The sequence below is a fragment of the Amycolatopsis sp. NPDC051128 genome, from assembly GCF_040682715.1.
GTDB lineage: Bacteria > Actinomycetota > Actinomycetes > Mycobacteriales > Pseudonocardiaceae > Amycolatopsis.
Genome location: NZ_JBFBBN010000019.1, coordinates 127,131 through 145,042 on the forward strand (window position 1 = coordinate 127,131; position 17,912 = coordinate 145,042).

The following is a 17,912-nucleotide window of genomic DNA, read 5'->3' on the forward strand; positions in this document are numbered from 1 at the left end:
CGGCTTACGCGGGGAGGTCCGCCGTGGTGCGTTCGGCGTCGCGGCGGGCGGCCAGCTTCGCCGGGTCCGCGTTGCTGACGTGGACCAGGTGGGCGCCCGCGGCCAGGGGGACGAGCAGGCCGTCGAGGATGCCTTCCGGCTCGCTCCAGTCCCGGGTGGACAGCACCCGGTCGTCCGAGCCGATGCCGAGTTTCGCCGCGCGGGCCCTGGCTTCGGCCAGTACCTCGTCCACAGTGGACTCGAACAGGGCTGCCGTGCCGCCCGGGATCGCGAAGAGCGGGCTGTACTGGTCGCCCGCGCTCCGCGCCTCGGTCAGGTAGTCGAACGCGCCGCCGCCCGGCGGCTCGTCGAGGCCGCGGCCCATCGGGTCCAGCGTCACGACGGCTGTCGACGCAGCGCCGGTCGGCTCCGGGTCGTCCGGCCCGACGAACGCCACCCGCGCGCCGGCACCCTCGGTCACGACGCGTGCCCCGCACCACCACGCCCCGAGCAGCACCCCGACGGTCTGCCAGTGCGCCGGGAGCTGCACCGCCACGGCGTCGCCCGGTTCGACGTCGAACTCCTCGGTCAGCCAGTTGGCCGTCTTCGCCGCCCAGTTGGCGGTGGTCGCCACGGACAGCTCGACGCGGCTGCCCAGCTGGTCGTCGTAGTGGGTGATCAGCGGTCGGGCGGGCGAGGCCAGCAGCGGGCGCAGCAGCTCGTCGGTCAGGCTCATGGGGACAAGGCTAAAGCGCGAACGACGCGCTTCGCCGGTTGACACCTGATCAGAGTGCTCGGTAGCTTTGCTTTGCAAGCAAATCTAACTTTGGAGCTGGGGAACACTCATGACCACTCTCGTCACCGGCGCCAGTGGACACGTCGGGCGCGCCGTCCTCGACGCACTCGTCGCCGCAGGTCAGGACGTGCGCGCGTCGAGCCGCGACGCCGCCACGCTCGACGTCCCGGACGGCGTCGCGAAGGTGAGCGCCGACCTCGAAGACCCGTCGACGCTGGAGTCCGCGCTCGACGGCGTCGAGTCGGTTTTCCTCTACACGCAGCGGCAAGGGATCGACGGCTTCGTCAAGGCGGCCGAAGCGGCCGGCGTGCGGCACGTCGTGTTGCTGTCGTCGGGCGCGACGCTCGAACCGAAGTCCGCTCGGAGCCGGATCGCGCGGCTGCATCGAGTGGTGGAGGAGGCGCTGATCGCGGCGCCGTTCGCGGAGACGCTGCTCAACCCGGGCTCGTTCGCGACGAACACGCTCGGCTGGCGCGCGGACATCGCCGAGGGCGTGGTCCGCACCCCGTACCCGGACTCCCGCGTCGGCGCGATCCACGAGCGCGACCTCGGCGACGTCGCGGCGAAGATCCTGATCGACGGCTCGCACGCCGGGGAGGCGCTGCAGCTGAGCGGGCCGGAGCCGGTCAGCTTCCGCGAGCAGGCGGCGATCCTCGCCGACGTCCTCGGGCGGCCGTTGCGGGTCGAAGAGCTGACGCCGGAGCAGGCCGCCGAGCGGATGGCGGCGCTGGGCTGGCCGCCCGAGGTGCCGCCGGAGATCCTGCGGGCGATCGAGCGCACGACGCGGGAGCCGTCGATGGTGACGGACGTGGTGCGCGAAGTGACCGGGCACACGCCGCGGACCTTCCGGCAGTGGGCGGAGGATCACCGCGCCGACTTCGCCTGACGACCCGTCACTTTCACCATGAAAGTGATGTGGAGGCGGCTACTCCGGATCACTTTCATGGTGAAAGTGACGTCAGTTGACGCAGGGGACTCCGGCGGAGGCCTGGAGCAGCGGTGCCGCGGCGGGGGCGGCACCGCTGCCCGAGCCACCGCCCGCGGGGGCCTGAGCCGCCGGCGCGGCGGCGCGTCCGGCGAGACCCGCGACGAACTCCCGGACCGCCTTCGGGTCGATCTCCACGATGCTCTGCCCGTCTTCGCTGCGGCCGTTCGCGGTGATCACCGGGATCGTCGCGAACGTCAGGTCGCCCGAAGCGATGCCCTTCGCCTGCTGGGCGAACTGCAGCAGGTCGAGCCCCGGGTCGAGGGTCAGCGACTTGTGCACGGCATCCGTCAGGCCGGTCAGCGTGCCCGGGCTGGTCAGCGTCCCCGCCGAGAGCACTTGGTGTAGCGCCGACGACAGGAACGCCTGCTGCCGCACGATCCGGTCGAGGTCGCCGCGCGGCAGGTTCTTGCGCTGCCGGACGAACGACAGCGCCTCGCCGCCGGACACCGTCTGCTCACCGCGGCGGAAGTCCGCTCCCGAGTCCTTGTCTTCGGTCGCGTGGTTCAGGCACACCTTGACGCCGCCGAGCGCCTCGGTGAGCAGGTAGAAGCCCAGCAGGTTGACCTCGGCGTAGTGGTCGATCCGCACCTGCGTGAGGTCCTGCAGCGCCTGCACCAGGACCCGGCGGCCCTCGGTGTCGGAGTCACGCTCGATCTTCGCCTGGTCACGCTCACCCTGCGCCCGCGACGCCTGCGCGAAGTGGGCCTTCGCGATGCCGTACGCCGAGTTGATCTTCGCTTTGCCGCGGCCGGGGACCTCGGTCCAGGTGTCGCGCGGGACGGAGACCGCCGACGGCTTCGCGCCGTTCTTCGGCACCCGCAACAGGATCATCGTGTCGGTGTTCACCGCGCCGTTGTTGGCTTCGGTGCGCAGCTCCCGCAGCACCCGGGCGGGCAGCGCGTTGCCCTGCGCGTCCGTGCGCGCGTCGCTGCCGACGAGCAGAATGTCGTCCGCCCCGTCGTCCGCGGGCGGTGGTGGCTTCTCGCCGGCCCGCGGGGTGAGCACGTCGGTCTTCGGGATGGTGTTCTGCAGCTGGTCCTTGGTGACGTAGACGTAGCCGGTGGCGCCGAGCGCGAGCAGCGACACCAGTCCGACCGCGACCCGGCGGGTCACCCGCCCGGCCCGCCGTGCCCGCGAGGGGGCTTCCTCCGCCGCGTCTTGCCGCAGGAGCGGCGACGATTTCCACTCAGGATCGTCGCTCTCCGTCACCGGATCGGCGGACGGCTCCGGTTCTTCCCGCTCGTCTTCCACCCTGGTCTACCTCCCCCGAACACCCTGCGTACTCAGTCTAGTTGACGCAGGGGACGTCGCCCGCGGTGATCGGCGGCGCGGCGGGGGCGGCTGTCGACGGCTGGGCGGGCGGCTTCGCGGCCGTGGACGTCGGCGCGCCGCCCGAGCCGGCCGCCGCCGAGTTCCGGAAGTCCTTGCCCAGCAGCACGCGCACGTGCCCGGCGGTGACGTCCCGGTCGGGCTCGGCCTGGAACGTGGTGCCCAGCACCTGCTTGAGCAGGCCCAGTGCGGTGTCGTCGGCCGGGTTGTACCGGATCACGGTCGTGTTGCGGGTGCTCAGCCGCTGGTCGGCGGCGAGCGTGAAGCCCTTGTCCTGCAGCATCGTGTGCGTCTGGCCGGCCACCGCCGGCGAGCCGGAGCCGTCGAACAGCTCGATCGTGACGGCCTTCGCGCCGGGCAGCTGCGTGGCCGTCGGCGTCGCCGGGGTTTCCCCGTCCGACGTCAGCCGCGTCACCTCCGCCGCCACCTGGGCCGGGTCGACGCGCACCACGTCGGCGCCGCCGATCACCGCGTCGCCCTGGGTGGGGATGGTGTGGAACTCGATGTTGCCGCCGGTCAGCCCGCGCATCTGCTCGGCGAACTCCATCAGGTCCCACCCCTGCGAGAGGATGACGGACTTCTTCACCGCCGTCACGAGGTCGGCGATCTTCACCGGGCTGGTCAGCACGTCGGTCGAGAGCACCTTCCGGGCCAGCCCGGAGAGGAACGCCTGCTGGCGGGCGATCCGGTCGAGGTCGTAGTTGGGCAGGCCGTAACGCTGGCGGACGAACGCGAGCGCCTGCACGCCCTCGATCGACTGGCGCCCGCCCGGCAGGTCCACGCCGGACCGCTTCTCCTTGACCGGACCCTTGAGACAGACCTCGACGCCGCCGATCGACTTCGTGATCTCGTAGAAGCTCGCCAGGTTGACCTCGGCGTAGCGGTCGATCATGCCCGGCTTGCCGATGAACTTCTCGATCGTGGCGATCAGGTTCTTCCGCCCGGCGACCTTCGCCTGCTTGTCGGCCTGCTTGAGATCGGTCATGCCCTGGCGCTGCAACGTTTTGTAATTGTCCGTGTACGCATAGACGAACGCGCCGTTGAGCTTGTGCTTGCCGTAGCCGCCGGCCAGCTCCACCCAGGAGTCACGGGGGAACGAGATCGCGATCGCGTGCTTCCCGTTCTGGGGGATGTGCACGAGGATCATCGTGTCGGTGTTCAGCTCGCCGTCCGAGACGCCGGCGTGCAGCATGTCCAGCACCTCGCGGGGCAGCGGGTTGCCCTGCGCGTCGGTGCGGCTGTCCTGGCCGACCAGGAGGATGTCGATGGCGCCGTCGAGCGGCTTCGCGTGCGCCTCGGTGTCGGCGAAGACGTTCGTGGTGGTCAAACCGGTGTTCGGGTCGCCGATGTAGTTCCAGCCGTACCAGGTCAGCGCCAGGATCGCGACCGACAGCAGGGACACGACGACCTTGCCGCCGCGGCGTGCCAAGATGGCGACGCCGTGGTTACGGCGCGCCGGGACGGGCGGCGCAGGCCATTCGGTCACGCGCTTCCTCCCCTGTGAAACCCCGTACTTCCCCCAGGGCACCCCTGTGCCTCCCCCATGACTCTACTGAGGGTGTTGTCGGACCTCCGTAGGCTGGTGGCTGATCGCCCCGATGGGGGCCGAGGAAAGGCGGGAAAATGCGGGTCCTGGTCACCGGTGGTGCCGGCTTCATCGGGTCGCACTACGTCCGGCAGGTGCTGACCGGCGCCTATCCGGCCCTGCGTGACGCCGAGGTGGTCGTGCTGGACAAGCTCACCTACGCCGGCAACGAGGCGAACCTGGCCCCGGTGGCCGCGGACCCGCGGCTGCGGTTCGTCCGCGGCGACATCTGCGACCCCGCCCTGGTCGCCGAGGTCATGCGCGGGGTGGACCTGGTCGTGCACTTCGCCGCCGAGTCGCATGTGGACCGCTCGATCCTCGGCGCCGCCGACTTCGTGCTGACGAACGTGCTGGGCACGCAGAACCTGCTGCAGGCGGCGCTGGAGGAGGGCGTCGGCAAGTTCGTGCACGTGTCCACCGACGAGGTGTACGGCTCGATCGAACACGGTTCGTGGACCGAGGACCACCTGCTGGAGCCGAACTCGCCGTACTCCGCGTCGAAGGCGTCGTCCGACCTGGTGGCGCGCTCGTTCTTCCGCACCCACGGGCTGCCGGTGTGCGTCACCCGGTGCTCCAACAACTACGGTCCGTACCAGTTCCCGGAGAAGGTCATCCCGCTGTTCGTCACCAACCTCCTCGACGGGGGCAAGGTGCCGCTCTACGGCGACGGCCTCAACGTCCGTGACTGGCTGCACGTGGACGACCACTGTCATGGCATCCAGCTGGTCGCCGACGGCGGGCGGCCGGGCGAGATCTACAACATCGGCGGCGGCACCGAGCTGACCAACCGCGAGCTGACCGAGCGGCTGCTGGCCGCGGTCGGCGCCGGCTGGGACCGCGTCGAACCGGTCGCCGACCGCAAGGGTCACGACCGCCGGTATTCGGTGGACATCACCAAGATCGGCACCGAGCTGGGGTACGCTCCGCGCGTGTCCTTCGAGGACGGTCTGGCCGCGACAGTGGCCTGGTACACGGAAAATCGCGCGTGGTGGGAGCCGCTGGCGGGGCGGGCCGCGCTGAAGAAGTAGGGATGTGCCTGTGCGGCTGACGGTGCTCGTGCCCGGTGGTTCCGGACAGCTCGGCCGGGATCTGGCGGGGTCGGCTTCGGGCTCCTTGGACGTCGTCGCGCCGGGATCGGCGGAGCTGGACCTGACCCAGACGGGCCAGGTGCTGGCCGCGGTCGGCGCGCTGGCCGACCGGGCGCGCGAAGCCGGCTCGGCGCCGGTGGTGATCAACGCGGCGGCGTACACGGCGGTCGACGCGGCGGAGACGGACGAGGAACGCGCGTTCGCGGTGAACGCCGACGGCCCGCGCGTGCTCGCCGCGGCCTGCGCGTCGCGCCGGGTGCCGCTGATCCACGTGTCCACCGACTACGTCTTCCCGGGTGACGCTTCCGCGCCCTACGAGCCTTCCGACGAGCTGGGACCGCGTTCGGCGTACGGCCGCACGAAGGCGGCGGGCGAGGACGCGGTGCTCGGCTCGGGCGCGTCGTCCTGGGTGGTGCGCACCGGCTGGCTGTACGGCAAGTCGGGGTCGAACTTCGTGAAGACCATGGCGAAGCTGGAATCTTCCCGGCCTGAACTGTCCGTTGTGGACGATCAGGTCGGTGGTCCTACTTGGACGGCGGATCTTGCGTCGGGCCTCTTGGAGCTGGCTTCCCGGGTGGCTGCCGGTGATGGGCCCGAGCGGCGGATCCTGCACTGCACGAACGCGGGTTCGGTGAGCTGGTGCGGGTTCGCGAAGGCGATCTTCGAAAGGCTGGGCGCGGACCCGGAGCGGGTCAAGCCGTGCACGACGGCGGAGTTCCCGCGCCCGGCCGCGCGCCCGGCGTACTCGGTGCTGTCCCCGGCTTCTTGGCGGGAAGCCGGGCTGACGCCGATGCGCCCGTGGGAAGAAGCTTTGGACGCCTACTTCGCGGCCGAGTAGGCCCAGACTCAAGCGCCCCAATGTGGCGTTGGGTGCGTTGGATGCACCGAATGCCACATTGGGTGCGTTGGACGCAACCAACGCCACATTGGGGCGTTTGGGACCCGCGGTCAGTGGCGGCCGGCGGCCAGGCGGTACGCGCCCACCGTCAGCTCGGCGCACGTGCGCCAGGTGAAGTTCGCCGCGTGGGCTCGTCGCGACGCCGACGTCGCCACCGCGTGGGGGTCGGTCACCGCCGTGCGCAGGGCCTCCGCCAGGCCGTCCACGTCGCCGTACGGGACGAGGCTCGCGCAGTCGCCCGTCACCTCGCGCAGGGCCGGGATGTCCGTGCAGACCACCGGGACGTCCGAGGCCATCGCCTCCAGCACCGGCAGCCCGAAGCCCTCGTCGCGCGACGGCAGCACCAGCGCCGACGCGCCGGCCACCACCGTGCGCAGGTCCACATCGGACAGATAGCCGGTCTGGCGCAGCCGAGACCCCCGCGGGAACGGACCCGGGCCCGCGAAAACCAGCTCCGGCAGGTCCGGCGCCGCCTCATGGGCGCGGGTCAGCCAGGCCAGGCCCTTCCGCGGGCCGGCGGCCCCGGCGAACAGCAGATAGCGAGAAGGCAGCCCGAGCCGGGCGCGCCGCTCGTCGTCCGGGGGGCGCGCCGTGAACCACGCCGGGTTGACGCCCAGCGGCGTCACGACGATCTTGGCGCGGTCGACGTCCAGCCGGGTCGCCACCGCGTCCGCCACCGCGGCCGTCGGGGTGCAGATGACGTCCGCCCGCCGCGCGCCGCGGCGCACCAGTTCCGGTAGATCGCGGTCGCCCGGCGCCAGCTCGGCGGGATTGTCGAAGAACGCCAGATCGTGGATCGTCACCACGCCGGCCGCCCGGAACCGGCCCGGCAGCACGAAGTTCGTGCCGTGCACGACGTCGGTCGGCCCGGCGAACAGCTCCACCGGCGGGAAGTCCGACCGCACCCACGCCATCCGCAGCAGCCGCGCCGCCACCGGCATCCCGCGGGCGCGCGCGCCATACGGCAGCACGTGCCGCAGCCGCCGCCAGCCGCGCAGCGTGAACGCCACCGCGCGCGTGTCCACCTCGGGGATCGAGACCAGTTCTTCGCTCAGCGCCGCGGTGTACCGGCCGATCCCGGTGCGCGCGCCGAGCAGCGGGGTGCCGTCGAGGAGGACGCGCAGTGACCTAGCCACGGCGGAGCCGTTGCTTGGCGACCTTCAACACGCGGCCGCCGACACGCCGGGCCAGTTCGCCGGCGCCGCCCGCGGCCAGGTACTCGCGGACCAGGTCGACGTCGCGGCGCACCATCGCCCGGCCGCGCACCGGCGGCGTCTTCACCAGGTCGTCCGACCCGGGCAGCCGGTCGGCCGCCGGGCGCGGGTCGCGGCAGAACTCCACCAGCGGCTTCAGCGCCTCGGGCCAGGCGAACCGCTGCGCGACGACGGCGATCCGCTCGACGCAGCCCGCGGCGAACTCCTCGTCGTACATCGCCTTTTCCAGCGCGGCGGCCAGTGCCTCGTCGTCCTCGGCCGGGACGACGACGCCGAGCCGCTCCGCCCGGACCAGGTCGGCGAAGGAGTCGCCGTCGGTGGTGACGATCGGCAGCCCGGCCCACAGGTAGTCGAGCACCCGGGTGCGGAACGCGAAGGTCGTCTCGACGTGCTCGTAGTGGGTCGTGACGCCGCAGTTCGCGTCGAGCAGCCAGTTCTGGCGCTCGTGGTAGGGCACCCACTGCTCGTTGAAGTAGACGTGCTTCCCGGTGAGGCCCAGCGAATCCGCCAGCCGGATCGTCCGCGCGCCGATGTCCATCTCGGCGACCTCGGGGTTCGGATGCTTCATACCGAGGAACACGAGCCGGACGTCGCCGCGGTTGCGGCGAAGCCGGTCGATCGCGCGGATCAGGGTCAGCGGGTCGAACCAGCTGTACACCCCGCCCGCCCACAGGACGACGTGGTCGGTGCCGCCGATGCCCAGCGACGACCGGAGCCCGGGGCCGGTCCGCGTCGGCGCCTGTGGCGACAGTCCGAAGGGGACGACCGCGAGCAGCGACTGCGTCGTCGGGTCGGCGTCGTAGAGCCGCGGCGAAAGGCGGCCGAGCGCGGCCAGGTGCCCGAGCCACAGGTGCCGCTGCCGCTCCGACGCGCAGAGGAAGAAGTCGCCGCGCTCGAGCTGCGCGTCCAGCACCCTCGTGACACCGGCGAGGTCCGCCGTGCGCTGGTCGTCGGCGCCGCCCTTGCCCTGCTCCAGCAGCTCGAGGTGCATCGGGTCGTAGAGGTCGGCGACGACGATCTTGCCGGCGTGCTCCTTCTTCAGCGACGGCGCCAGTTCGAGCACGTGGCCCTGCAGGACGACGATGTCGGCCCAGGCGATCGGCGCCGTCAGCTCGCGGTGCTTGCCGGCGCTGACGCGGAACGGCGCGGGCGGCGGCGTCGCGAGGGGGTTGGTGGTGACGAGGTGGACGTCGTGCTCGGCGCTCAGCGCCAGAGCGATGTTCCAGGCGCGGATCGCCGGGCCCGCCATCCGCTCGGCGAGCGCGTCGCCGGTGATCACGAGGACCTTCCGGCGCTGCCCGAAAGCCTTCTCGATGCCGAACGCCTCGACGAGGATGTCGTGGGCGGCGAGGTAGCGCGGCAGCGGGTACGCGGGTTCCAACGCCTTGCGCAGCAACGGAAGCAGGTCCGCGTCGGTGCGGACGCGGGCGGCCTGCTCGACCGCGCGGGACTCCGCCAGCGACGGCAGCTGATCGACGAACTGGTCGATGGCCAGCAGCCCGGCCAGCGTGGTCCGCGGGATCGCGACGTCGCCGGATTCGATCGGGCCGGAAGGATCACCGCCGCGTTCGAGGTCCAGCCGGGTCGCGTCCAGCTCGCCGCGGGCGGTGGCCCGCCGCACGGCCAGCGCGAGGGCCGCCGGCAGCGCGCGGGCCAGCGTCTCGTCGGAAAGGTTCTTGTAGAGCGCCGCCAAGGCGTTGCGCTCCAGAAGGAAGGTCTCGCGGCCGGTCTCCGGCGCGTCGACGGCCGACATCGTGCCGTGGTGGCGGTGGTAGGCCACGGACTCCGGCACGTACCGGACGCGCCACCCGCGCAGGTTGAGCCGCCAGCCGAGGTCGACGTCCTCGTAGAACATGAAGAACCGCTCGTCGAAGCCGCCGAGCTCGGCGAACACCGAAGCGCGGACGAACATCGCGGAGCCGGTGCCGAACAGGACGTCCTTCGCGACCTCGTGTTCGGCGGCCGGGACGTCGGCCAGCGGCGAGCCCGCGTGCCGCTTGTAGCCCATGCCGAACCAGGTCAGGCCGCCGTCGACGAAGTCCGCGCCGGTGCCGTCCCAGTCGAGGACCTTGCTGGCGACGGCGGCGACACGGGGTTGCGCGCGCAGTTCGGCGACCGCGGCGGAGACCCAGCCGGGCGCCGGGCGGGCGTCGTTGTTGAGGAAGCCGAGGACGGTGCCCTTCGCGTGCTTCGCGCCGAGGTTGCAGCCGCCGGCGAACCCGGTGTTGCGGCCGGCCTCGATCACCCGGGCGCCGGGGACGGCCGCCCGGATGCGGGCGGCCTCGTCGGAGTTGTCGACGCAGATCAGCTCGACGTCGGCGTAGTCGAGGTCGCTTTCCAGCGCGCGCAGGCAGGTGATCGTGTCGTCGGCGCCGCGGTAGTTCACCACGATCACCGAGACGAGCGGTTGCGGTTCCCCCTGCGCCAAGGCCAGCTCCTTCGTCGGTTGGGCGCAAGCTTAAAGGCCTGCCCATGCGTCCCAGACCGCGCCTCGGCCGAGCGCCGCGCGGCGGCCGATCCGGCGGCGCGCCAGCAACGTCGCAGGTAGCCGCGCGGCGACGGCGGCCAGCACCCGGCAGCGCAGGCCGAACCGGAAGTTCGCCGCGGCCGGGCGGCCCGGCCGCAGCGGCAGCACGGCGGTCAGCGCGGCGAACCTGACCAGCTGCTTCACCGCGACGTCGCGGGGCGCGCAGCGCAGCAGCATGAGCAGCCGGTTGCGCTCGTTCCAGCGGTGGAACGGCGCCGAGCCCGGCTTGCTGCTGACGCCGTGGGCGTGCCGGACGCGGGCGTCCGGCGCCGCGACGACGTCCCACCCGGCCAGCCGCAGCCGCCACGCCGTGTCGGTGTCCTCGTAGTAGCAGAAGAACCCGGCCGGGACGCCGTGCACGCTCTCCAGCGCGTCGGTGCGCAGCAGCGCCGCGCCGCCGCAGAAGCCGAACACCTCGGCGGCGGGCTCGGTGAGGTCGGCGCCGTGGCCGTCGGCGGTCAGCCGCACCCCGGCGGACTGGGTGGTGCCGTCGGGCCGCACGAGCAGCGAGGTGGCCACGGCGGCCAACGGCGCCTTTTCGAGGGTGTCCTCCAGCGTCGCGAGCCAGTCCGGCGCCGGTTCGGCGTCGTCGTTCAGCCACGCCATCAGCGGGGTGCCGACGCGTTTCGCCGCGACGGCGAGCGCGCCCGCGTAGCCGGCATTGCGCCGGAGGCGAAGTACTTGCGGTTGCGAAGGATGGGCCGCGAGCAGGGCGGCGGTGCCGTCGTCGGAGGCGTTGTCCACCACGAGCGTCCGATGTGGACGCGTCTGCGCGGCGAGCGCGTCGAGGCACGCGGTGACGTGCCCGGCGCCCCGCCAGGTCACGACGACCACCGTGGTGGCGGGATTCGCGGTCACGTCCCGCACAATAGCCGCGTGCCCGAACTGGTCGTGCTCGCCGAGCAGCTCCTCGCGCCCGTGCCCGGTGGCACCGGGCGCTACACGGCTGAGCTGCTCCCCGCGCTCGCGCGGACCGCGCCACCGGGCTGGACGGTGTCCAGCGTCGTCGCGCGGCACGCCGACGTGTCCGCGGCCCGGCTGGAGGGCGTCGAGGGACCCCGGGTGCTGCGCATCCCGCCGCGGGCACTGGTCGCCGCGTGGCAGCTGGGCCTGCGCTGGTGGCCGGGCGGCGACGCGGTGCACGCGCCGACGCCGTTCGCGCCGCCGCGCGCCCCGGCCGGGAAGACGCTGAGCGTGACCGTGCACGACACCGTGCCGTGGACCCACCCGGAGACCCTCACCGCACGCGGGGTCAGCTGGCACCGGTCGATGATCGCGCGGGCCGCGCGCCGCGCGACCGGGCTGGTCGTGCCCACGCGGGCGGTCGCCGACGAGCTGGCGGTGCTGATCGACGTCGACGTCCCGGTGCGCGTGATACCGCACGGCGTCCGGCTGACCTCGGCGGAGGTTTCGCTGGACCTCCCGTCACGGTACGTGCTGGCGGTGGGCACGATCGAGCCGCGCAAGGGAATCGATGTGCTGATCGACGCCGTCGCGGCGCTCGAGGCCACGGTGCTGGTGCTCGCCGGGCAGCCGGGCTGGGGCGGCGTCGACCCGGTAGCGCTGGCCGCCGAGCGCGGTCTTCCCGCGGAACGGCTTCGGGTGCTGGGAAAGGTGTCGGACGCCGAGCTGGCGACCGTGCTGCGCCGGGCGAGCGTGCTGGCCGTGCCGAGCCTCGCCGAAGGGTTCGGGCTGGGCCTGCTGGAAGCGATGGCGGCCGGGATCCCGGTGGTGCACACCGATGTTCCGGCGCTGGCCGAGGTGGCCGGCGGCGCGGGCGTCATGGTGCCGCGCGGCGACGCGGTGGCGTTGGCGAAAGCCCTGCGTGAGGTGCTCGGGTCCGCTTCGGTGGCGGCGGAGCTCGCCCAGTCGGGGCGGGCGCGCGCGAAGACGTTCACCTGGCGTCGCGCCGCGGAAGCCGTCTGGGCGATTCACCGGCGACCTCGCGCGTAGCCGGTTTGCCCGTTCCCCACCATCACTCGGGGTCGCCACCGTACCCTGAAGGAGTGAACGATGATCCCCGCGTCCTGATCGACGCGACCGCGGTTCCCGCGGACCGCGGCGGGGTCGGCCGGTACGTCGATTCGCTCGTCGCCGCCCTCGACGCGGACGGGGCGCGGATCACCGTCGTCTGCCAGCCGCGGGATCTGCAGCTTTACGACCGGCTGGCGCCGGGCTCGCGCGTCGTGCCCGCGTCACCGACGACGACCACCCGGACCGCGCGGCTGACCTGGGAACAGGCGACCCTGCCGCGGCTGGTGCGCCGCCTCGGCGCCGACGTCGTCCACTCACCGCACTACACGATGCCGCTCGCGACGTCGGCGGCGTCGGTGGTCACCCTGCACGACGCGACGTTCTTCACCGACGCCGTGCTGCACTCGTCGGTGAAGGCCCGGTTCTTCCGCGCGTGGACCGCGACCGCCCTGCGCCGCGCGACCCTGTGCGTGGTGCCGTCGGCGGCGACGGCGGCGGAGCTGGCCCGCGTCGGCTCGGTGCGGCACGCTTCGCTGGAAGTCATTCACCACGGCGTCGACACCGAGCGGTTCCACCCGCCGTCTCCCGAGGAGGTCGCCGCGGCGCGGGCGGCGGTCGGGCTGGGGCGGACCCCGTACGTGGCTTTTCTGGGCGCGCTGGAGCCGCGCAAGAACGTGCCCGCGCTGATCCGCGGCTTCGCCAAGGCGGTCGCCGGCCGCCCGGACGCGCCGGCGCTGGTGCTCGCGGGCCAGCCGGGCTGGGACACGCAGGTGGAGCGGGCGCTGGACGCGGTCCCGCACCGGCTGCGCGTGATCCGGGCGGGCTACCTGCCGTTCGGGACACTGGCCGGCTTCCTCGGCGGCGCTTCGCTGGTGGCTTATCCGTCGTTGGGCGAGGGTTTCGGCCTGCCGGTCCTGGAGGCGATGGCGTGCGGAGCGTGCGTGCTGACGACGCGCAGGCTGTCACTGCCGGAGGTGGGCGGCGACGCGGTGGCGTACTGCGGAGTGGGCGCGGGCGACGTCGCGGCGGCGATCAGCGAGCTGCTGGCGGACCCGGGCCGCCGAGCCGAGCTGGCCACGGCGGCCCAGCAGCGCGCCAAGGAGTTTTCCTGGGCGACGACCGCGGAGGGGCACCGGGAGGCGTACGCGAAGGCCTGGTCACGCCACCTCCGCACCCGCTGATCGCGTTCCGGGGTGTGATCGGCCGTGGTACGCTGCGTAGGCGAAGTCCCGGTGGGGCCGAGTATGAAAGCCCGTGACGCGTCCGGACGGTCGTCTCACGGGCTTTTCGCTGTTCTCATCCCTCGATGCGCTCGGTGACCAGCGGGTTCGCCCGGCGCCGCCAGTCGCCGCCCGCTCCGTAGCACCAGGCCACCGCGTCGGATATCCACAGAAGTGGTTCCGCGGTCGAGTCGACGTGCTCATAGGTCAGTTCCGTCTTCGACGGCTGAAATCCCAGCGCCACCTGCAAAGTCTGACGATCGTGTCCGTCGCGGTGCTCGCGCGTGTCGAGGACCAGCCGGTGCGCTCGCAACCCGAGCAGATCCTGGGCGAGCAGCGCGAGGCAGCGTTGCCGGGCCGCCTCTTCGGTCTTGGGCGCGCACGTTCCCAGGTAGAGCCGGGTCGTGACCGGCATCGCCGCCATCCGGTCGATGAGCATCCGGCGGCGCGGTTCTTTCTCCTTCTTGAAGTGCAGTTCGCGGGCGCCTCGGAGCAGAAGCGTAGTCAACGCGCGCCGTGTGGTGGTCAGATGCGCGGGTTCCACGATCGTCGCGCAAAGCAGGTAGCTACCGCCGCGGGCTGATTCGTCGACGAAGGCGTGCACCGTCATCGCGTCATCATGACGCGACCTGTCATACGCACCGCGTTCGGGTATGCACTCCAAGTGACAACAGGTCCGGCCTCGCGTACGTGGGTTCGCCGTCCAGGTACCCCTGTCCTCCGTGCGTGCCGCTGGGCCGGGCCACGCGATTCACGCTCCGTGACGCGTGGACAATGGCCCGGTGACTGAGCACTCCCGCTATGGCGACGATGTCGGCGTTGTGACCGTGACGTACTTCTCCGGCGTCACCCTCGAACGCTTCCTCGACACCCTCGAGAAGGCCACCGAGCGCGAAGTCCAGGTGGTCGTGGCCGACACCGTCTCCACCGACGGTGCCCCCGAGAAGGCCGCGAAGCGCGCGAACGTGCACCTGCTCAGCATCGGGGAGAACGTCGGCTACGGGACCGGCTGCAACCGCGGGGTCGCCGAACTCGATGATCGGTACGGCTGGATCGTCATCGCCAACCCGGACCTCGAATGGGAGCCCGGGTCGCTCGACGCGCTGCTCGACGCCGCGAAGCGCTGGCCGCGTGGGGGTGCCTTCGGGCCGCTGATCCACGAGCTCGACGGGACCGTCTACCCCTCCGCACGGCTGCTGCCCTCCTTCGGCCGCGGCATCGGCCACGCCGCGTTCGGCAAGGTCTGGCCCGGCAACCCGTGGACCCGGCAGTACCGGCAGGAGACCGGCACGCCCGTCGAGCGCGTCGCGGAGTGGCTGTCCGGCTCGTGCCTGCTGCTGCGCCGGGAGGCGTTCGAGTCGGTCGGGGGCTTCGACTCGCGGTACTTCATGTACTTCGAAGACGTCGACCTCGGCGACCGGCTGGGCAAGGCGGGCTGGCTGAACGTCTACGTGCCGTCGGCCGGCGTCATGCACCTCGGCGGGCATTCGACGGCGCAGGCGTCGGCGAAGATGCTGAAGGCCCACCACGACAGCGCCTACCGCTACCTCGCCGACCGGCACCAGGGGCTCGCCTGGAAGCCGGTGCTGGCCGCCGCGAAGCTCGGCCTCGCGCTCCGGCTCAAGCTGGAGACCCGGAAGGGCTAGATCCCGTCGAGCCGGCGTGAGAGGTCGGACTTGCCGTTGTTCTGCGTCACCGTCGGCACCAGGCCGGTGTCCTCCGGATCCGGCTCCTTCAGCGGGCTCGTGATCGGCTCGGCCTGGGGACGGCGGGCCAGCGGCGTCGGCATCGGCTTCGTCGGGTTCGGCGTAGTCAACGGCGTGGTCTGCTGACGGCGGCCGCCCGGAACCTCCAGCCGCCGCGTCGGCGCCGAGCCGGCCAGCGGGTGGTCATTCTCCTCGATCAGCGACGCCGGCAGCTGCGTGGTCGTGTCGGGGTCGTGGCTGCGGTCGAGCCCGTCGATCGCCGCGCGCGGGATCTGCTGGGTGTTCGCCGAGTCCATCGGTGACGTGGCGCTGTCGGGTGTCACTACGAACACACCGCGCGCTTGGGCTCGTGCGAGCAGGGCGTCCGCCCGATCGCGGGGGTCCATCCCCTCGGCCTCCCGACTGACCCGGGGCCCTCTGGGGAAAGGCCCGCCTGTTTCCTGTCTAGGGTAGGCCCTCCGGGCGACCTCCGTCAGGGTTTCCCGCGGCTTGTCGCTCAGCGGTGCGTGATACAAGAGGAGATTTCCGTGACGTCCGAGGTCGAGGTCGACGCCGTCGTGCTGGTCGGGGGCAAGGGCACGCGCCTCCGGCCATTGACCCTGTCGGCGCCGAAGCCCATGCTCCCCACAGCCGGGACCCCCTACCTGAGCCACCTGTTCTCCCGCATCCGCGAGGCCGGCATCCGGCACGTCGTGCTGGGCACGAGCTACCGGGCGGAGGTGTTCGAGGAGTACTTCGGCGACGGCCGGTCGATCGGCCTCGACCTGGAGTACGTGGTCGAGGAGGAGCCGCTCGACACCGCCGGCGCCATCCGCAACGTGTACGACAGGCTGCGCGCCGACCACGTGATCGTCTTCAACGGCGACATCATCTCCGGCTCGGACCTCGGCGAGCAGCTGCGGCTGCACCGCGAGTCGGAAGCCGACGTCACGCTGCACCTGCAGCGCGTGCCCGACCCGAGCCGGTTCGGCTCGGTGCCCACCGACGAGACCGGCCGCGTGCAGGCGTTCCTCGAGAAGACGCCGGACCCGCCGACCGACCAGATCAACGCCGGCTGCTACGTCTTCCGCCGCCCGGTGATCGAGGCGATCCCGACCGGCCGCCGGGTGTCGGTCGAGCGCGAAACGTTCCCGCGGCTGCTGGAGCAGGGCGCGCACATCCAGGGCTACATCGACGCGTCCTACTGGCTGGACGTCGGCACGCCGGAAGCGTTCGTGCGCGGCTCGGCCGACCTGGTGCGGGGCGTGGCGCCGACGTCGGCGCTGCCCGGCCGCCCCGGCGAGTTCCTGGTGCTCGACGGCGCGTCCGTGGCGGAGGACGCCCAGCTGAGCGGCGGTTCGACGATCGGCGTCGCGGCGGTGGTCGGCTCGGGCGCGAAGATCGACGGCTCGGTGCTGTTCGACGGCGCGGCCGTCTCCGAGGGCGCGGTGGTCGAGCGTTCGGTGCTCGGGCACGGCGCGCGTGTCGGCGCCGGCGCGGTGCTGCGCGGCGTGGTGCTGGGCGACGGCGTGTCCGTCGGGGCCGGCTGCGAGCTGCTCGACGGCGCCCGGATCTGGCCGGACGTCGTGCTGCCCGACGGTTCCATCCGCTTCTCGAGCGACGCGTAGCCGATGTTCTGGCGCCCCGCGTTCGAGGTCGACCTGGGCCGGGTCCTGGGTCCGCTGAAGCGCGGCCGCGGCTCGCTCAACATCCTCGACGACGAACGCGGCATCACCTGGCTCGCGTCGAACACCCCGGACGGCCCCGGCACGCTGGCGCTGCGCCGTCTTTCGGACGGCCGCGTCGAGGCGGCGGCCTGGGGCGACGGCGCCGACCGGCTGCTCGGCGGCGTCCCGGCGCTGCTCGGGGCGAACGACGACGACTCCGGGTTCGTCGCGCACCACGACGTCGTCGCGCGGGCCCGGCGGGAGAACCCGGGGCTGCGGCTCGGCGCGACCGGCGTCGTCTGGGACTGGCTGGTGCTCGCCGTGCTGGAGCAGAAGGTGACCGGCAAGGAGGCGATCCGGTCGTGGGCCGAGCTGTGCCGCCGGTTCGGTTCGCGCCCGCCCGGTCCGGCGCCCGAGCGGCTGCGCGTGCCGCCGACGCCGGTGGCGCTGCGCTCGCTGCCGGACTGGCACTGGCACCGCGCGGGCGTCGACATCAAACGCCGGACGGCCCTGCTCAACGCGGCCCGCGTCGCCGACCACCTGGAGCGGGCGGTCGAGCTGGGCGGCATCGAGGGCCGCCACCTGCTGCGGCACGTGCCGGGCATCGGCGTGTGGACGGCGGCGGAGATCGCCCAGCGCGCGTGGGGCGACCCGGACGCGGTGAGCTTCGGCGACTACAACATCCCGTCGATGGTCGGGAACGCCCTGCTGGGCACGAAACTCGACGACGACGGGATGGCCGAGCTGCTGGCGCCGTACGCGCCGCAGCGGCAGCGCGCGGTGCGCTACCTGGAGGCGGCCGGGCACCGGCGGCCCCGGTTCGGGCCGCGGATCGAGCTGCGCGACTACCGCGCCATGTGAGGCCCCCGAAAGTCCGTGAATGTCGCATTGAGGGACTTCAAGCCCGCGATGGTCGCGGTGCACTCGAACTTCGCGCCGTCCTCGACCTTCTGCTCGGCCGG

General features: G+C 72.4%; 16 protein-coding genes. 8 read left to right on the forward strand and 8 right to left on the reverse strand.

What is annotated here, in order from left to right; genetic code table 11:
* Nucleotides 1-4: 4 nt before the first annotated feature.
* Complete coding sequence (locus AB0M82_RS21160; RefSeq protein WP_364724201.1) at nt 5-715, reverse strand: TIGR03089 family protein; 711 nt, start codon at nt 713-715, stop codon at nt 5-7.
* A gap of 109 nt (nt 716-824) precedes the next feature.
* On the opposite strand from AB0M82_RS21160, the gene AB0M82_RS21165 reads away from it, so the two are divergent.
* Nucleotides 825-1,661: an NAD(P)H-binding protein gene (locus tag AB0M82_RS21165; RefSeq protein ID WP_364724203.1), complete on the forward strand. Its 837-nt coding sequence runs from the start codon at nt 825-827 to the stop codon at nt 1,659-1,661.
* A gap of 72 nt (nt 1,662-1,733) precedes the next feature.
* Here AB0M82_RS21165 and AB0M82_RS21170 read toward each other — a convergent pair whose 3' ends face one another.
* The gene (locus tag AB0M82_RS21170) at nt 1,734-2,930 is read right to left on the reverse strand and encodes an LCP family protein (protein WP_364724258.1); all 1,197 of its coding nucleotides are present in this window, start codon (nt 2,928-2,930) and stop codon (nt 1,734-1,736) included.
* A gap of 121 nt (nt 2,931-3,051) precedes the next feature.
* The gene (locus AB0M82_RS21175) at nt 3,052-4,578 is read right to left on the reverse strand and encodes an LCP family protein (RefSeq protein ID WP_364724205.1); all 1,527 of its coding nucleotides are present in this window, start codon (nt 4,576-4,578) and stop codon (nt 3,052-3,054) included.
* A 137-nt stretch (nt 4,579-4,715) separates the two neighbouring features.
* Between AB0M82_RS21175 and rfbB the strand changes: the two genes are divergently transcribed.
* Nucleotides 4,716-5,705 carry a dTDP-glucose 4,6-dehydratase gene (gene rfbB / locus AB0M82_RS21180; RefSeq protein ID WP_364724208.1) on the forward strand — a complete coding sequence of 330 codons (990 nt, stop codon included), beginning with the start codon at nt 4,716-4,718 and terminating at the stop codon, nt 5,703-5,705.
* Nucleotides 5,706-5,709: 4 nt separating this feature from the next.
* On the forward strand, nt 5,710-6,603 hold the full coding sequence (gene rfbD / locus AB0M82_RS21185) for a dTDP-4-dehydrorhamnose reductase (protein ID WP_364724210.1): 894 nt from the start codon (nt 5,710-5,712) through the stop codon (nt 6,601-6,603).
* A 110-nt stretch (nt 6,604-6,713) separates the two neighbouring features.
* On the opposite strand, the gene AB0M82_RS21190 is transcribed toward rfbD, so the two are convergent.
* The 3 genes from AB0M82_RS21190 to AB0M82_RS21200 are packed head-to-tail and all read right to left on the reverse strand — an operon-like array spanning nt 6,714 to nt 11,271.
* A complete protein-coding gene (locus AB0M82_RS21190) occupies nt 6,714-7,799 on the reverse strand; it encodes a glycosyltransferase family 1 protein (protein WP_364724213.1) in 1,086 nt (361 codons plus the stop codon).
* Nucleotides 7,792-10,305, reverse strand: coding sequence for a glycosyltransferase (locus AB0M82_RS21195; RefSeq protein WP_364724215.1), 2,514 nt, complete (start codon nt 10,303-10,305; stop codon nt 7,792-7,794). Before AB0M82_RS21195 ends, AB0M82_RS21190 begins: the two co-directional genes overlap by 8 nt.
* Before the next feature lie 30 nt (nt 10,306-10,335).
* Complete coding sequence (locus AB0M82_RS21200; protein WP_364724218.1) at nt 10,336-11,271, reverse strand: glycosyltransferase family 2 protein; 936 nt, start codon at nt 11,269-11,271, stop codon at nt 10,336-10,338.
* Between the two features lie 9 nt (nt 11,272-11,280).
* Between AB0M82_RS21200 and AB0M82_RS21205 the strand changes: the two genes are divergently transcribed.
* Both AB0M82_RS21205 and AB0M82_RS21210 read left to right on the forward strand, forming a co-directional pair.
* Nucleotides 11,281-12,357, forward strand: coding sequence for a glycosyltransferase family 1 protein (locus tag AB0M82_RS21205; protein ID WP_364724221.1), 1,077 nt, complete (start codon nt 11,281-11,283; stop codon nt 12,355-12,357).
* A 53-nt stretch (nt 12,358-12,410) separates the two neighbouring features.
* The gene (locus AB0M82_RS21210; RefSeq protein ID WP_364724224.1) at nt 12,411-13,559 is read left to right on the forward strand and encodes a glycosyltransferase family 1 protein; all 1,149 of its coding nucleotides are present in this window, start codon (nt 12,411-12,413) and stop codon (nt 13,557-13,559) included.
* A 115-nt stretch (nt 13,560-13,674) separates the two neighbouring features.
* Here AB0M82_RS21210 and AB0M82_RS21215 read toward each other — a convergent pair whose 3' ends face one another.
* Entirely contained in the window at nt 13,675-14,208 is a 534-nt protein-coding gene (locus AB0M82_RS21215) for a hypothetical protein (RefSeq protein ID WP_364724227.1), read from the reverse strand.
* Between the two features lie 172 nt (nt 14,209-14,380).
* Here AB0M82_RS21215 and AB0M82_RS21220 point away from each other — a divergent pair, with 172 nt between their 5' ends.
* The gene (locus AB0M82_RS21220) at nt 14,381-15,244 is read left to right on the forward strand and encodes a glycosyltransferase family 2 protein (protein ID WP_364724230.1); all 864 of its coding nucleotides are present in this window, start codon (nt 14,381-14,383) and stop codon (nt 15,242-15,244) included.
* On the opposite strand, the gene AB0M82_RS21225 is transcribed toward AB0M82_RS21220, so the two are convergent.
* Nucleotides 15,241-15,690 carry a hypothetical protein gene (locus AB0M82_RS21225; RefSeq protein WP_364724233.1) on the reverse strand — a complete coding sequence of 150 codons (450 nt, stop codon included), beginning with the start codon at nt 15,688-15,690 and terminating at the stop codon, nt 15,241-15,243. The genes AB0M82_RS21220 and AB0M82_RS21225 overlap by 4 nt on opposite strands.
* Nucleotides 15,691-15,831: 141 nt before the next feature.
* On the opposite strand from AB0M82_RS21225, the gene AB0M82_RS21230 reads away from it, so the two are divergent.
* Nucleotides 15,832-16,911, forward strand: coding sequence for an NDP-sugar synthase (locus tag AB0M82_RS21230; protein ID WP_364724235.1), 1,080 nt, complete (start codon nt 15,832-15,834; stop codon nt 16,909-16,911).
* A gap of 3 nt (nt 16,912-16,914) precedes the next feature.
* Nucleotides 16,915-17,811, forward strand: coding sequence for a DNA-3-methyladenine glycosylase 2 family protein (locus tag AB0M82_RS21235; protein WP_364724237.1), 897 nt, complete (start codon nt 16,915-16,917; stop codon nt 17,809-17,811).
* Nucleotides 17,812-17,912: the final 101 nt, after the last annotated feature.